A 15,289-nucleotide genomic window follows, 5' to 3' on the forward strand; every position below is an offset into this window, starting at 1 on the left:
TTCGGAAAATCCAATTAGGTAAAAATTGTAAACATTCGTTGAAAAAATACGGATAAAAAAACAAGTAATGACTTTTACACAAATTAATGCCAAAACGGGCATTCCAACAGATTGCTCAACTGAGACAATCGTCGATTTTTTATTTACCCATTTAGAACAATATGGCGACCAAAAAGATGCTATTCAAAAATGCATCGATTACGTAATGAATCCTCAAAAAGGAGGTCAAATTATCATTGGTAAAGACGAAGAAAAAATTGTTGGTATTACCATTTTAAATCAGACCGGAATGAACGGTTATATTCCAGAAAATATTTTGGTATATATCGCAGTTGATAATTCAGTTCGAGGAAAAGGTTTTGGAAAAAAATTAATGCAAAAAGCAATAGATTCAGTAGAAGGCGACATTGCACTTCACGTAGAACCTGATAATCCGGCTAAAAAACTCTATGAAAATTTAGGGTTTACCAATAAATATTTAGAAATGCGTTTAACGAAATCATAAACAATGGCATTTTTAAAATTGTATCGAAACAAACTTCAAGAAAATTATAATTACTTGGATCAATTGTTTCAAGAACGAAACATCACTTGGGGAGTAGTTTCTAAATTACTTTGTGGGAATGTTATTTATCTGGAAGAATTAATTAAACTTGGCGTTACTGAAATTCACGATTCGAGAATTAGTAATTTGAAGAAGATTAAGAAGCTACATCCGAGCATTCAAACAGTTTATATCAAACCACCTTCCAAACGAAATATTGAGAAAATCGTAAAATATGCCGATATAAGTTTCAATACCGAAATTTATACGATCCAACTATTATCGGACGAAGCAAAACGTCAAAATAAAACCCACGGAATCATCATTATGATTGAAATGGGCGATTTGCGTGAAGGCGTTTTAGGGGAAGAATTACTGAGTTTTTATGAACAAGTATTTAGTTTACCCAATATTGAAATTAGAGGAATAGGAACGAATTTAAACTGCTTGAGCGGTGTCATGCCAACGCAAGATAAGTTGATTCAACTGAGCTTGTACAAACAACTGATTGAGGCAAAATTTAATGTGATAATTCCGTGGGTTTCGGGCGGAACATCTGTTGCTGTGCCTCTTCTGTTGAAAAATGCTCGTCCAATGGCTGTGAATCATTTTCGAATTGGAGAAGCTTTATTTTTCGCCAAAAATCTATTTACGGGTGAAACTTTTGAAAATATGCACAATGATGTTTTTAAATTATATGCCGAAATTATTGAAATTACCGAAAAACCAAATAATCCTATTGGAGAATTAGGTGAAAATGTAGCTGGAAATACCTATGAAATCGATGAAAATGTCGATTTAAGTCAGACTTCGCTTCGAGCAATTTTAGATTTTGGCCTGTTGGATATGCAACCGCAATATTTAACTCCAACTGATGAATCAATTACTATTATTGACTCGAGTTCCGACATGACGGTTATTGATATTAGCAACTCAGAAAACAAGTATAATGTTGGCGATTTAGTTTCATTTGACTTACAATATATGGGTGCTTTATATCTTTTAAATTCAGATTATATTGAGAAAGTAGTAGAATAAAATTAAGTATAAGAAATAAAAAAAGTCCTAATTAATAAAAATTAGGACTTTTTTAGCTTCTAAATAAATTCAGAATGACAATAAAGAATTACTTTTTAAAATTAGCAATACCTTCTTGTAACCAAGTTTTATATTCTTCAACATCTGGTGTATATCCAACAGGTTCATTCAGATTTTCTTCATCGTGATCCATTAAAATATAATAAGGCTGAATATTCGCTTTGTATTTTGTAATAGAGAAATCACTCCATTTTTTACCGTAAGTGTCAATAGTTTTTCCATTCGGTGTTTCATAGATTTCCGCTTTTGGTAAAGGCGTTCTATCATCTACATATAAAGAAATTAATACAATGTCACCTTTTAAAATTGGCAAAATTTGTGGAAGTGACCACACTTTTTCTTCCATTCTTCTGCAGTTTACACAAGTTTTCCCTGTGAAATCAATCATAACTGGTTTGTTTACTTTTTTCGCGTAAGCTAAACCATCGTCATAATTATGGAACGTAACAATATTATGTGGACCATAACTTGCAAGATCTGGTAATTCGGAAGTTGTCCCATTTGTCGTCAATTGCATATTCTTATATCCCACTCCATGCGGACTTTCACTGTAACTCATTGGAGGTGGAAATCCACTAATTAAATTTAAAGGTGCTCCCCAAAGTCCAGGAATTAAATATATTGTAAATGCTAATGATAATAAGGCTAATAACAATCTCCCTACTGAAAGATGAGTTAAAGGACTATCGTGTGGTAAAGTAATTTTACCAAATAAATACAATGCTAAACCTGCGAATAGTGTTATCCAAACAGCAATGAACGTTTCTCTTTCTAAAATATGCCAATCCATAACTAAATCTGCCATAGAAAGGAATTTGAACGCTAAGGCTAATTCGATAAATCCAAATACTACTTTAACGGTATTTAACCATCCACCCGATTTTGGTAAATTCCCCATCATACTTGGGAACAAAGCGAACATCATAAATGGGAATGCTAATCCTAATCCGAAACCAAGCATTGCTATCGTTAGTAATGTTGCACCGCCATCTGTTGATAAAACGCCTCCAATAACCGCTCCTAAAGCCGGGCCTGTACAAGAAAACGAAACGATTATCAATGTTAATGCCATAAAGAAGATTCCCACGAATCCGCCTTTGTTTGAAGCACTATCTACTTTATTTGCTAAAGATGATGGAATCGTAATTTCAAAAGCTCCTAAGAATGATATCGCAAAAACTACAAATACAATAAAGAAAAAGATATTTAAATAAGGATTTGTCGAAATTTCATAGAAAATATCCGGACTCAAACTTTGGAAAATATGGAACGGTAAAGAAATTAAAACGTAAATAAATACAATAAAGAAACCATACATTAAAGCATTATTTCTCCCTTTCTTTTTATCTCCTTTAGCACTTTGTTTTAAGAAAAAACTTACTGTCATTGGAATCATAGGGAACACACAAGGTGTAAAAGTAACCAATAAACCAGCAATTAAAGTTCCTAGAAATAAAACCCAAACATTAACTGCTTTGTCTTTTTTCCCTGCTTTCTTATCTTTCTTTACTTTTGAATTATCTTGTGATGCTACAACCTTTTCTACTGCAGTTGTGTCCGAATTATTCGAAGTTAAAACTGCTTGTTCAGTAGCTTGAATAGCTTCATTTGTATCTACTGTAGCAACTATTTTATTTTCAGGAATTACGAAGGTAAACGTTTTATCTTGCTGAATACATTGCTCTTTACAAGCTTGGTATTCAATATATACTTTGACTTCTTTTAATTTAGGATTCGTTATTTTAATAACTTGTTTAAATTGAGCTGTTTTTGCAAAGTAATACTCGTCTACTTCAAAAATATCATTAAAAACTTTTTTGTAAGGACCTTCAACTGTTTTGCCTACTAATTTATAATTTCCCTTAGCATCTTTATATTCAAAAGATGCAGGTTGAGCGCCTCCATCTGGTGTATATTGCGAATAAATATGCCATTCGCTATCGATCGTTGCATCCATAACCAACTCATATTCGGTATCAGATTTTTGAACTACTTTGGTTTTCCATTTTACGGGGTCAAATATTTGTGCATTTCCAAAAAAGGAAACAAGTAGTATTAAACTTAAAAGTAATTTTTTCATTATTAAATTTCAATTTTTATAATTAATTGTGTGTGTTCATCTGCAATAAATCGGTTGTCTGCTCGTTTTCCTATGATCCAAATAATTTGGTCTTCAGAACACAATAACCACTGATTTTCTTTATCTAGTAACGAATATTTTTCGTCTTTAAAATACTTACTCAATTTCTTTTTACCGTTCATTCCTGATGGGTAAAAGAAATCACCTTCTTGCCACTTTCGCAGAATTAAAGGGTAAGTTATTTTTTCTTCGTCGACAAATATAGCTGCATTTGAAGGATTAGAAATGCTTTTCATCGCATTTATTGCCAATTTTAAGGGATATTTAACTTCTTTAACACCTTTTTTTATATTGTAAGACGATAGAATTTGAGCCGTATTCTTTTCCGAGACAATAAAAGAATCTCTATCTTTTAGTAATACATATTTTTCCGAAAAAACTTGCTTGCCAGATTGCGCATTTACCAAATCATATATATCTTCCCAGGCGGAAAAACCGAGAGGCTTCAACCATTGAAAAAGATAAGATTTATAATTGTCTAGCTGAGTTAACTCCGAAATTTTAATTTTCTTATGATGTGTTTCTTCCTGAACAACTTTCTTGTAGATTATTCGAGAAGCGTCGTCGACTAAAGTTTGAGCTTGCTTTAAATGATTCAACGTATTTTGAAACGACTGCATAAAACTGGGATTCAATTCTTTTAGAATCGGCACTACATCGTGACGTAATTTATTTCGTAAATATTTATTCGAAGCATTACTAGCATCTTCTCGCCATTTGATATCATTTTCCTTGGCATAATTCTCAATTTCTTCTCTTGTGAAAATTAATAAAGGTCGAATTATTGTTCCATTTACTTCCGGAATTCCCGTTAAACCTTCTAATCCAGTTCCTCTAGTTAAATTGATTAAAAACGTTTCGATTTGGTCATCCAAATGATGAGCCGTCAAAACACAATCTAAATTTTCAGTCTGTAAAAGTTCAGAAAACCATTCATAACGTATTTTTCGAGCTGCTAATTGAATCGAAAGTTTATAATCCAAAGCCAATTGATTGGTGTAAAATCTTTGAATGTAAGTGGGAATATTTAAGGATCCGCAAGTCGTTCTAACAAAATCTTCATCAATATTACTTGCTTCATCCCGAAGCATAAAATTGCAATGAACCACCGAAATATTAAAGTTCAATTCGTGAAATAAACGCAATAGAACCATACTATCAATCCCACCACTAATTGCTAAAAGAAGTTTCTGATCCTTTAGAGTTGCAAAATTAGTCTGAATATGGTTTTTGAATTTTGTAAGCATAGTCAAAAATACAGATTTATTTGGATTGAAGCACTTCAAACATCGCTTTTGCTTTCAACAAACATTCTTCATATTCCATTGCTGGATCTGATAAAGAAGTTATAGCACTTCCGACAGAAAATGATAAATAATTGTTCGATGAATTATACAAAATACTTCGGATTACAACATTAAAATCAAAATCATTCGTTGGCGTGAAATATCCCACTGCTCCGCTATATAAACCGCGTTTTGTTTCTTCTAATTCTTCAATAATTTGCATTGCCGAAATTTTTGGAGCTCCCGTCATACTTCCCATCGGGAAAGTTGTTCTTAAAATTTCGATCGGTGAAGTCGTAATTTCCACTTCAGAAACAACTGTGGAAATCATTTGATGGACCTGTTTAAAAGTGTAAGGTTGACATAATTCTTCGACCTGAACGCTTCCTTTTGTAGCGGTTTGCGATAAATCGTTTCGAACTAAATCAACAATCATAATGTTTTCAGAACGTTCTTTCTCATTAGAAATTAAATCTAATTTGGATTGTTCGTCTTCATTAACATCCAAACTTCTTTTTGCCGTTCCTTTTATAGGTTGCGAAATTACTTTTGTTCCTTCCTTTCGCAAATAGCGTTCGGGTGAAGCTGAAATTAAATAGTGGTTGTTATTTTTGAAATACACTGCAAACGGTGGTTCCGAAATTTCGTTTAACTTCTGATAAATTTCTAAAGGTTCAATTTTTGCGTCATTTGCGAAGAATTCCATACAAAAATTAGCTTCATAAATATCACCACGATGAATGTAGTCCAACATCTTAGCAACTTTAGAAAGGTAATTTTCTTTAGAAATGCGTTGTTGAATAGAAAAATGTTCTAAGTTATAGGTTGTAAGTTCCTCAGTTTGGGCTGATGTAATTTCGCTAAAATCATAATCAATTTCATCATCACACATTCGCAAATACTGAATTTCAACATGATTATCTTTGATTAAAAAGAGTTTTTTGGGTTGAAAGAAAAACAAATCTGGAAAATCTAATCCATCAAAATTATTCGATTTTAAAGCTTCGGTATCGTTTTTCAAATCGTAGGATAAATAACCGAATATCCAATCTTTGGTTTGACTTTGGTATTGAAACAAATCTTGAAAAGCATTTTCAGAATCGGTTTTAATCGATGTAAAAGCATCAACCGCCAAAACCAAATCGTAACTCGAATAGTTTTGCTGGTAGCTGTTTGAATCTAAAAAAACCACTTCTCTGTGTTGGTTGGCCCAATGTAAAAGTTGCTTTTTAAAATTCGGAAAATGGGATATATCTTTTGAAATCGTTGTTCTCAATTCTTGAAAATTTTACTTTCAAAAGTACAACAAATAAATAGTTTTGAAAACAGCCGATTCGTTAAAACTTGGCACGGTTTTTATTATAAGTAAAATACTATTAATCCATAAAATTCATACTCTATTGATTCCAAAACTACGCTAACAAACAATTATCAATAAATACCTTAAAAATGAACTTTTATGAAAACGAACACCAAAATCGTTATGACTTTGCTTGCATTTGGCTTAGTCTTATCTTGTAAACAGGCTTCAAATCGTGACGAAGCATCTTACGAAAACTCAGATAGTAAAGAAGTAGAAAGCGTTATTTCTTCGTCCGCTGCTGTAGTCGATAAAAATAGCACTAGAAAATTCATCCGAACAGCCGATGTAAAGTTTAAAGTCAAGAATGTAGCTAAGTCTACGTACGCGATTGAAGATGCAACGGTGAAATTTGGTGGATTTGTTATTTTTACAAGCTTACAAAGTAATATTTATGATGAAGATAAAACTAAAGTAAGTCAAGACAGCACTTTAGTAACTACAAAATATAAAGTCGATAATAACATTACAATTAGAGTTCCGAATACTAAAATGGATACCGTAATTAAAACGATTGCCAAGCAAATTCATTTTTTAGATTATCGAATTATCAAAGCTGACGATGTTTCTTTACAAATGTTATCGAACGAAATGGCCCAGAAAAGAAGTACTTCATCTGAAAAACGTTTGGAAAATGCAATTGATGCGAATGGAAAGAAACTAAATCAAATTGTAGATGCTGAAGAAAAATTAGACCTAAAAAAAGAACAAAACGACAATTCTAAAATTAACAATTTATCATTAAAAGATCAAGTTGAGTTTAGCACCATTACAGTAAACATTTATCAGGACGAAAGCATCAAGCAAGAAATGATTGCTAATGAAAAAAGCATCAATTCGTACCGTCCAAATATTGGTTTACAAATTTTAGATAGTTTAAAAACAGGTTGGTTTGTCTTTGAAAATATAATAGCCACTATTGTAATGCTTTGGCCTTTATTTTTACTTGGGATTTTAGGTTTTTTCGGTTATAAAAAATTTATTAAAAAGTAAATTTCAAAATTTAAATTTTTACAAAAAAATCCCAGATTCCAGTAAATAAATGGAATTTGGGATTTTGTATTTTTAGTAACTCTTGAAAATATTCCTATTCGATTTGTTCAATTTTAATATTTCCCTTAGCTCCAATCTTTACTCGTGTTCCAAAATTAAAGTCAATATATTCAGCATCTCCTTTTTCGCCTTTAATATTTTCAGAAGTTCTTCCGTATTCTTTACCCTCTTCGTTATAGACTTTTATTCTAATATTCTTGTCAAATTTTTGATTAAAAATTGCATAAACAGTTAGCACATTGTCTGATGTAGAATCCGTAGAGTTGATTGTTACTTCTCCGATTTGAAATCCGGCTTTTTTTAAATCTTCTGAAATTTCTATATCATTTTCGAAACTCTTTTTAATTCCGTTATAAACACCATTTCCAAATTCTGACCCTGTTTTACCCACAACTTCGCCTGTTTTGCTAATTGCAGTTTTAGTTTTTTCCTTCGCCCAATTGCAAGAAGTTAACGTCATGCTAGTTGAAGCAAAAATTATTGATAGGGTTAGAATTTTTTTCATCGTCTCTTTTTTATATCAATTTCCGATACCAATTATACGTGTAAAGCTCTGTTATCAGTTGCTGCTAATGCAGCTTCTTTAATAGCTTCAGCATACGTAGGATGTGCATGAGACATTCTTGAAATATCTTCTGCACTTGCTCTAAATTCCATCGCTACAACCGCTTCTGCGATTAAGTCTGCACAACGCGCACCAATCATATGAACTCCTAAAACTTCATCTGTTTTTGCATCAGCTAAGATTTTCACAAATCCGTCTAAATCACCACCAGCTCTTGCTCTTCCTAACGCTTTGAAAGGAAAACTTCCTGCTTTGTAATCAACACCTTCTGCTTTTAATTGCTCTTCTGTTTTTCCAACAGCAGCAACTTCTGGCCATGTGTAAACTACTCCTGGGATTAAGTTATAATCGATATGTGGTTTTTGCCCCGCTAAAATTTCAGCAACCATTGTTCCTTCTTCTTCCGCTTTGTGCGCTAACATTGCACCACGAACTACATCACCAATTGCATAAATATTTGAAGCCGAAGTTTGTAAATGATCGTTTACTTCAATCATTCCTCTTTCTGTAACTTTTACTCCTGCTTTTTCAGCGTTTAAACCATCTGTGTAAGGACGACGACCTACAGAAACTAAAGAATAATCACCTTCTAAAGTAATGATTTCTCCTTTTGCGTTTTCTGCTTTTACCGTTACAGCATCGCCACTTCTTTCCACAGATTGCACTTTGTGAGAAGTGTAGAATTTCATGCCTTGTTTTTTCAACGATTTAGTCAATTCTTTAGATAAAGCAGCATCCATTCCAGGAATAATTCTATCCATATATTCAACTACAGAAACCTGAGCTCCTAATCGTAAATAAACTTGACCTAACTCAATTCCGATCACACCACCACCGATTACTACTAAATGCTTAGGAACTTCTTTTAATTTCAAAGCTTCTGTCGAAGTAATAATTCTTTCTTTATCTAATTTGATAAAAGGTAAGTTTGACGGTTTTGAACCCGTCGCTATAATAATATTTTTAGATTCAATCACTTCTGATGAACCGTCTGCTTTTGTTACTTTTACTGAAGTAGCGCTCTCAAACGAACCTAAACCTTCAAAAACAGTAATGTTATTTTTGTCCATTAAGAACTTAACACCACCACTTGTTTGGTCTACAATTGCTTGTTTACGACCAATCATTTTTTCTAAATTGATTTTAACTTCTCCCGAAACTTCAATTCCGTGATCTGCAAAATGTTTAAATTCAGCATAATGATGTGAAGAAGCAAGTAATGCTTTAGATGGAATACATCCTACATTTAAACAAGTTCCTCCAAGAGTTGAATATTTTTCAATAATTGCTGTTTTAAAACCTAATTGTGCACAACGGATAGCCGCAACATATCCTCCAGGTCCAGAACCGATAATGGTTACATCAAATTGACTCATGATTTTATATAAAGTTTATTGTTTAACTTATTTTCGGATACAAAAGTAACGCTTTTAGAATTAATTATCAGTTAGTATCTTGGTAAAAATATTACAGCCTTTTATAAAGTAAATTCAGTAGAGTTTTTAACTTCTCCAATCATAAATGAACTGTGCGTACTTCCTATATGTTGTAGACCTGTAAGTTTAGTAACCATAAATTCGCGATATTCATCCATATCTTTTACGTTTACCTTTAATATATAGTCATAATCACCACTAACATGAAAACATTCTAAAACTTCATCTAACTTTACTACTTCTGTTTCAAAAATTTGAATTAAATCTTTTGTATGTTGCACCAGTTTAATATGGCAAAAAACCACAAATGATTTTTCTATTTTATTTCGATCTAAAATGGCAACATATTTTTTAATTATACCTTCCCTTTCTAATTTTTTAATCCTTTCATATACAGCAGTTACCGAAAGGTTTAAAACCATCGATAATTCTTTTGTCGTCTTTTTAGTGTCTCTTTGAAGTAATCCTAGTAATTTTTTGTCAATGGCGTCCATTTTTTAAAATTTTAATTAATGTAATATAGTGAAAAAACAACCTAAAAGTGATTTTACTAGAAAATATATCTACAAATAATAACATTAATAAAATAAAAATCTAATTTTTAGGGGTAACGTTGAAAAATAAATTTAAAATTTGCATTTTTGATTTTTATTAAGCAACAAAAAACCAAAGTTATGGAAAAATTCAATCCAGCTGACAATATTCAAGATTTACAATATTTTGGCGAATTCGGAGGGGTAAATCCTTCAATATCAGATAGTTCTACTTATACTTTTCTTTCAGCAAAGACAATGTTCGACACTTTTGAAGGAAATGCAGAGGGCTGTTACCTCTATTCTCGTCATTCTTCGCCAAGTAATTTGTATTTAGACAGAGCTTTGGCAGCAATGGAAGGAACAGAATCAGCAAATGTTTCTGCTTCAGGAATGGGAGCGATTACTCCTACCCTATTACAATTGTGTGGAAACGGTGATCATATTGTTTCAAGTAGAACGATTTATGGTGGAACTTATGCCTTTTTGAAAAATTTCGCTCCAAGAATGGGAGTTACTACTTCCTTTGTTGACATCACAAAATTAGACGTTGTAGAAGCAGCAATTACTAAAAATACAAAAGTTTTGTACTGCGAAACCGTAAGTAATCCATTATTAGAAGTTGCTGATATTGCTTCGTTATCAAAAATTGCAAAAAAACACAATCTTAAATTAGTAGTTGACAATACATTTTCACCTTTATCAGTTACTCCTATTAAGTTAGGTGCTGATATTGTAATTCATTCATTAACAAAATACATCAACGGAAGTAGTGATACAGTTGGTGGTGTAACTTGTGCTTCACAAGAGTTTATTAATGACTTGAAGAATGTGAATTCGGGAGCAAGTATGCTTTTAGGTCCTACAATGGATAGTATGCGTTCGGCGTCAGTGATGAAAAACTTAAGAACTTTACATTTACGTATCAAACAACACAGTCACAATGCACTTTATTTATCGACTAAGTTTGAAGAAGCTGGAATTAAGACAGTTTATCCAGGATTAAAAAGTCACCCAAGTCACGAAATCTATAAAACTATGATCAATCCAGAATATGGTTTTGGAGGAATGATGACAATTGATGTGGGAACTTTAGACAAAGCGAATGCGTTGATGGAATTAATGCAAAATAGAAACTTAGGGTATTTAGCAGTTAGTTTAGGATTCTTCAAAACATTATTCAGTGCTCCAGGAACTTCAACTTCATCTGAAATTCCTTTAGACGAACAAAAAGAAATGGGATTAACCGATGGTTTAGTTCGTATTTCAATTGGTTTAGATAACGATATCGAAAGAACGTACCAAATGATGAAACAGTGCATGGTTGAATTAGGAATTTTATAATTCAGCACCACATTAATATATTTTAAAATCCGATTCGTCACTGAATCGGATTTTTTTGTAACAATTCCGTATATTTGAGAACTAATAAAGAATAAATTTATAGTTGTAATGAAAAAATACATTTTAAGCTTTCTATTGGTCGGAAGTTTTGCGGTAGCTCAAAATTTCACAATAGATGAAACTGTTTTTGGTCCACGGAAATATGCACCAACCTCTTTAAATGCCCAACAATGGCGTAAAGATTCACAATCAATCACTTATTTAAGTACTGATTATTCGACTTTATCTGAAAAAAGCGCTGGCAATAATTGGGAAGCAACCACTTTAGCAACAAAATCAGATTTTGAATCAGCTTTAAAATCAAAAATAACTTCAGATGAATTTGCATTGCGAATGTTTCCGTATGCAATCGAATGGAAATCTAATAACACTTTTGAAACGGAAGTAGCTGGGAAGAAAAACAATTATAAAGTAATTTATGATGTAGTTTCTAAGCAAATTACTTCGGCTGTCAGCTATTCAAATGAAGGTTCAGAAGCAAAATTCGCATCGAACAACAACATTGCTTGGTTGGAAGGAAATAACATCAGAATAACTTCGGCTGAAGGAAAAATTATTGAAGTTACTTCGGATGAAAATAAAGGAATTATTAATGGTTCAAGCAATACGCATCGTCAAGAATTTGGAATTGATCGCGGAATGTGGTGGAATGAAGCGGGAACGCAATTAGCATATTACAGAAAAGATGAGTCGATGGTGGGAAATTATCCACTAACGAATTGGAACGAACGCGAAGCTGTTAATAAAGATATCAAATATCCGATGGCTGGAATGACTAGCGAAAACGTGACTTTGGTAGTTTATGATGTGGCTTCGGGAAATAAATTAACCATTAAAACAGGTGAACCAGTAGAGCAATTCTTAACGATGGTTTCTTGGGATCCAACGGGAAATCATATTTATATTGGCATTTTAAATAGAGAGCAAAATCATCTGAAATTCAATAAATATGATGCTAAAACAGGTGCTTTCGTAAAGACATTATTCGAAGAAAAAGCAACAACTTGGGTAGAACCACAACACGCTTTAACTTTTGTACCCAACAATCCAAAACAATTTATTTACCAAACGGATTTTAACGGATACAATCAAATGTATTTGTATTCTACAGACGGAAAATTATTGAAAAACTTAGGTTTTAAAGACGTTATCGTTTCAAATATGCTAGGTTTTGATGCGAAGAATACAAAAATAAATTACATAGGAACATCTAATAATGGTTTGGATCGTCAATTATTTCAAGTTGATTTAAAATCAGGAAAAACAATTCAGTTGACAACTGTTGCTGGAATGCATAATGCTTCCGTTTCTTCTGATGGCACAATGATTTTAGACCAATTCAGTAATTTGACTACACCAAATGAAATTGCGATTGTAAACATCAAAAATAAAAAGCTAAATAAATCTTTGGTAAAATCCGAAAATCCATTTACTGAAAAAATTGATTTACCAAAAATTGAATTTGTAACCTTAACTTCTCCAGATGGAACAACGCCATTAAACGGAAGAATTATTTATCCAACAAACTTTGATGCTACTAAAAAATATCCTGTAATGGTGTATGTTTATGGAGGTTCTCACGCACAATTGGTTAGTAATCGTTGGTTAGGTGGTGCGGGTTATTTCGATTTATACATGGCACAACAAGGTTATGTAGTTTTCACTTTAGATAACAGAGGAAGTGATGCGCGTGGAAAAAAATTCTGTGAAGTAACGCATAGAAATTTGGGTGTAAATGAAATGGAAGACCAAATGAAAGGAATTGAATTCCTAAAATCAAAATCATTTGTAGATGCTGATAAAATTGGAGTTTTCGGTTGGAGTTATGGTGGTTTTATGACGACTAGTTTAATGACGAAACACAACGAAACCTTTAAAGTTGGTGTTGCAGGAGGACCTGTAATGGACTGGAAATATTACGAAATTATGTACGGAGAACGTTATATGGATATGCCACAGGAAAATCCTGAAGGTTATGAAAAATCGTCTTTATTAAACAAAGCAAACGATTTAAAAGGACGTTTATTAATCATTCACGGAGCGCAAGATCCAGTAGTTGTACAGCAACACAGTATGAATTTTGTGGAAGCATGTATCAAAGCAGGCAAACAAGTAGATTATTTCTTATATCCAAACCACGAACACAATGTGGGTGGAAAAGACAGAATTCATATGTATGCTAAAATTGCAGATTATTTTGATATTCACTTAAAAAAATAAACATTAAAAATCAAATCCGTTGTATATCACAGCGGATTTCTTTTTTGTGATATGTTTTTATAATAAAAAGCATTTTTCTATATTGCGGACTCAAATAAAAATAAATGGATACAAAAATAAATTCAAATAAAGAATTAAATATTTGGGAAGCATTAATTCCTGTATTTGCTCTTGTACTAATGCTAGGTTATAATGTTTATATTTTTGGTGATGATGCACTTGGTGGAAGCAATCAATTTATACTATTATTAGGTGCATCTGTAGCAGCAATTATGGGTTTTTTAAATAAAGTTTCTTTTCAAAAAATGATTGATGAAGTTGCTGAAAATATTAAATCTACGTCTGGAGCTATTTTAATCTTATTAATGGTAGGTGCACTTGCTGGTACTTGGTTAATAAGCGGAATTATTCCATCAATGATTTATTACGGATTACAAATTTTAAGTCCATCTATTTTCCTACCTGCGACTTTAATTATTTGTGCGGTTATTTCTATTGCGACAGGAAGTTCTTGGACAACGTCTGCAACGGTTGGTATTGCATTAATAGGAATTGGTGGAGCAATTGGTTTTCCTTTGGGAATGGTAGCCGGAGCGGTTATTTCTGGAGCTTATTTTGGAGATAAACTTTCACCAATGTCTGATACAACAAATTTAGCCCCTGCAATGGCTGGAACAGATTTGTTTACGCATATTAAATACATGACTTTAACTACAACACCTACATTTATTATTTCATTCATTTTATTTACAATTCTTGGGCTTACAATTGATATTAAAGGTGTTGCAGATTCAAGTGCATTATTAGCTGATATTCAAAAATCATTTCACATTACACCTTGGTTATTTTTAGTTCCAGTTATTGTAATTGGATTAATCATCAAAAAAACAGAACCTTTAATTGCTTTATTAATAGGTACACTTTTGGCCGCTGTGTTTGCATTAATTTTTCAACCAGAAATTGTTTTAATGCTATCTGGAGGCAAAAATTTAAATTTTGCAAATGCATATAAAGGAATTCTAAATGCAATTACAATAGATTCAGTAATCCCAACTGAAAATGAAACTTTAAAAGAGTTATTCAAATCGGGAGGAATGCAAAAAATGCTAGGTACAATATGGTTAATTATTTGTGCAATGGTTTTTGGTGGCATAATGGATGCTATTGGAGCTTTAGCAAGAATAAGTCAATCATTACTGAGTTTAGCTAAAACGACTTTTGGATTATTTGCTGCCACTGTTGGAAGTTGTTTAGCTTTAAACATTACTGCATCTGACCAATATTTAGCGATTGTAGTTCCTGGTAAAATGTTTAAAAAAGCTTATGAAGATAAAGGTTTAGCACCTGAAAACTTAAGTAGGACTTTAGAAGATTCTGGAACAGTCACTTCTGTATTAATTCCTTGGAATACATGTGGAGCCTATCAATCTAGTACATTACAAGTAGATACATTTGATTATTTACCTTATGCTTTCTTCAATTTATTGAGTCCAGTAATGACCTTAATTTTTGCGGCATTCAATATTAAAATAAAACTATTAGTTTCAAGTATTAAAAAATAAAAAACAATAGATAAAAACTATGCAAAGATAAAATCTAACCATTACTTAAATTAAGTAGTGGTTTTTTTATGGAGTACTTTTGATAAAA

At 32.2% G+C, this 15,289-nt stretch carries 12 protein-coding genes; 6 read left to right on the forward strand and 6 right to left on the reverse strand.

The features are described 5' to 3' along the window. Nucleotides 1-67 precede the first annotated feature (67 nt). A complete protein-coding gene (locus ACFSX9_RS10940; RefSeq protein ID WP_379807569.1) occupies nucleotides 68-505 on the forward strand; it encodes a GNAT family N-acetyltransferase in 438 nt (145 codons plus the stop codon). 3 nt (nucleotides 506-508) lie between these two features. Then, complete coding sequence (locus ACFSX9_RS10945) at nucleotides 509-1,582, forward strand: alanine/ornithine racemase family PLP-dependent enzyme (RefSeq protein ID WP_379807571.1); 1,074 nt, start codon at nucleotides 509-511, stop codon at nucleotides 1,580-1,582. A gap of 88 nt (nucleotides 1,583-1,670) precedes the next feature. On the opposite strand, the gene ACFSX9_RS10950 is transcribed toward ACFSX9_RS10945, so the two are convergent. The 3 genes from ACFSX9_RS10950 to ACFSX9_RS10960 are packed head-to-tail and all read right to left on the reverse strand — an operon-like array spanning nucleotide 1,671 to nucleotide 6,344. After that, nucleotides 1,671-3,722, reverse strand: coding sequence for a protein-disulfide reductase DsbD family protein (locus ACFSX9_RS10950; RefSeq protein ID WP_379807573.1), 2,052 nt, complete (start codon nucleotides 3,720-3,722; stop codon nucleotides 1,671-1,673). A 2-nt stretch (nucleotides 3,723-3,724) separates the two neighbouring features. Beyond that, nucleotides 3,725-5,029 carry a tRNA lysidine(34) synthetase TilS gene (gene tilS, locus ACFSX9_RS10955; RefSeq protein ID WP_379807575.1) on the reverse strand — a complete coding sequence of 435 codons (1,305 nt, stop codon included), beginning with the start codon at nucleotides 5,027-5,029 and terminating at the stop codon, nucleotides 3,725-3,727. A 16-nt stretch (nucleotides 5,030-5,045) separates the two neighbouring features. After that, nucleotides 5,046-6,344: an anthranilate synthase component I family protein gene (locus ACFSX9_RS10960; protein ID WP_379807577.1), complete on the reverse strand. Its 1,299-nt coding sequence runs from the start codon at nucleotides 6,342-6,344 to the stop codon at nucleotides 5,046-5,048. A 183-nt stretch (nucleotides 6,345-6,527) separates the two neighbouring features. Between ACFSX9_RS10960 and ACFSX9_RS10965 the strand changes: the two genes are divergently transcribed. Then, nucleotides 6,528-7,421 (forward strand): DUF4349 domain-containing protein, encoded by an 894-nt coding sequence (locus tag ACFSX9_RS10965; RefSeq protein WP_379807579.1) that lies wholly within the window; start codon nucleotides 6,528-6,530, stop codon nucleotides 7,419-7,421. A gap of 94 nt (nucleotides 7,422-7,515) precedes the next feature. Here ACFSX9_RS10965 and ACFSX9_RS10970 read toward each other — a convergent pair whose 3' ends face one another. The 3 genes from ACFSX9_RS10970 to ACFSX9_RS10980 all read right to left on the reverse strand — a co-directional run bounded on the left by ACFSX9_RS10970 (nucleotide 7,516) and on the right by ACFSX9_RS10980 (nucleotide 9,976). Continuing rightward, nucleotides 7,516-7,986 carry a hypothetical protein gene (locus tag ACFSX9_RS10970; protein WP_379807581.1) on the reverse strand — a complete coding sequence of 157 codons (471 nt, stop codon included), beginning with the start codon at nucleotides 7,984-7,986 and terminating at the stop codon, nucleotides 7,516-7,518. 32 nt (nucleotides 7,987-8,018) lie between these two features. After that, nucleotides 8,019-9,422 carry a dihydrolipoyl dehydrogenase gene (gene lpdA / locus ACFSX9_RS10975; protein WP_379807583.1) on the reverse strand — a complete coding sequence of 468 codons (1,404 nt, stop codon included), beginning with the start codon at nucleotides 9,420-9,422 and terminating at the stop codon, nucleotides 8,019-8,021. 101 nt (nucleotides 9,423-9,523) lie between these two features. Then, nucleotides 9,524-9,976 (reverse strand): Lrp/AsnC family transcriptional regulator, encoded by a 453-nt coding sequence (locus ACFSX9_RS10980; protein WP_379807585.1) that lies wholly within the window; start codon nucleotides 9,974-9,976, stop codon nucleotides 9,524-9,526. A 180-nt stretch (nucleotides 9,977-10,156) separates the two neighbouring features. Here ACFSX9_RS10980 and ACFSX9_RS10985 point away from each other — a divergent pair, with 180 nt between their 5' ends. From ACFSX9_RS10985 to nhaC, 3 genes are all read left to right on the forward strand, one after another. Further along, a complete protein-coding gene (locus tag ACFSX9_RS10985; RefSeq protein ID WP_379807587.1) occupies nucleotides 10,157-11,359 on the forward strand; it encodes an aminotransferase class I/II-fold pyridoxal phosphate-dependent enzyme in 1,203 nt (400 codons plus the stop codon). 108 nt (nucleotides 11,360-11,467) lie between these two features. Then, nucleotides 11,468-13,639, forward strand: coding sequence for a S9 family peptidase (locus ACFSX9_RS10990; protein WP_379807589.1), 2,172 nt, complete (start codon nucleotides 11,468-11,470; stop codon nucleotides 13,637-13,639). A gap of 104 nt (nucleotides 13,640-13,743) precedes the next feature. After that, the gene (nhaC, locus tag ACFSX9_RS10995; RefSeq protein WP_379807591.1) at nucleotides 13,744-15,201 is read left to right on the forward strand and encodes a Na+/H+ antiporter NhaC; all 1,458 of its coding nucleotides are present in this window, start codon (nucleotides 13,744-13,746) and stop codon (nucleotides 15,199-15,201) included. The last annotated feature ends 88 nt before the right edge of the window (nucleotides 15,202-15,289 follow it).

It is taken from the genome of Flavobacterium ardleyense (assembly GCF_042686085.1).
Lineage (GTDB): Bacteria > Bacteroidota > Bacteroidia > Flavobacteriales > Flavobacteriaceae > Flavobacterium > Flavobacterium ardleyense.

Coding starts and splice junctions, on each gene's coding strand:
- ACFSX9_RS10940 (WP_379807569.1), top strand. CDS start 68: ATGACTTTTACACAAATTAATGCCAAAACGGGCATTCCAACAGATTGC.
- ACFSX9_RS10945 (WP_379807571.1), top strand. CDS start 509: ATGGCATTTTTAAAATTGTATCGAAACAAACTTCAAGAAAATTATAAT.
- ACFSX9_RS10950 (WP_379807573.1), bottom strand. CDS start 3,722: ATGAAAAAATTACTTTTAAGTTTAATACTACTTGTTTCCTTTTTTGGA.
- tilS (WP_379807575.1), bottom strand. CDS start 5,029: ATGCTTACAAAATTCAAAAACCATATTCAGACTAATTTTGCAACTCTA.
- ACFSX9_RS10965 (WP_379807579.1), top strand. CDS start 6,528: ATGAAAACGAACACCAAAATCGTTATGACTTTGCTTGCATTTGGCTTA.
- ACFSX9_RS10970 (WP_379807581.1), bottom strand. CDS start 7,986: ATGAAAAAAATTCTAACCCTATCAATAATTTTTGCTTCAACTAGCATG.
- lpdA (WP_379807583.1), bottom strand. CDS start 9,422: ATGAGTCAATTTGATGTAACCATTATCGGTTCTGGACCTGGAGGATAT.
- ACFSX9_RS10980 (WP_379807585.1), bottom strand. CDS start 9,976: ATGGACGCCATTGACAAAAAATTACTAGGATTACTTCAAAGAGACACT.
- ACFSX9_RS10985 (WP_379807587.1), top strand. CDS start 10,157: ATGGAAAAATTCAATCCAGCTGACAATATTCAAGATTTACAATATTTT.
- ACFSX9_RS10990 (WP_379807589.1), top strand. CDS start 11,468: ATGAAAAAATACATTTTAAGCTTTCTATTGGTCGGAAGTTTTGCGGTA.
- nhaC (WP_379807591.1), top strand. CDS start 13,744: ATGGATACAAAAATAAATTCAAATAAAGAATTAAATATTTGGGAAGCA.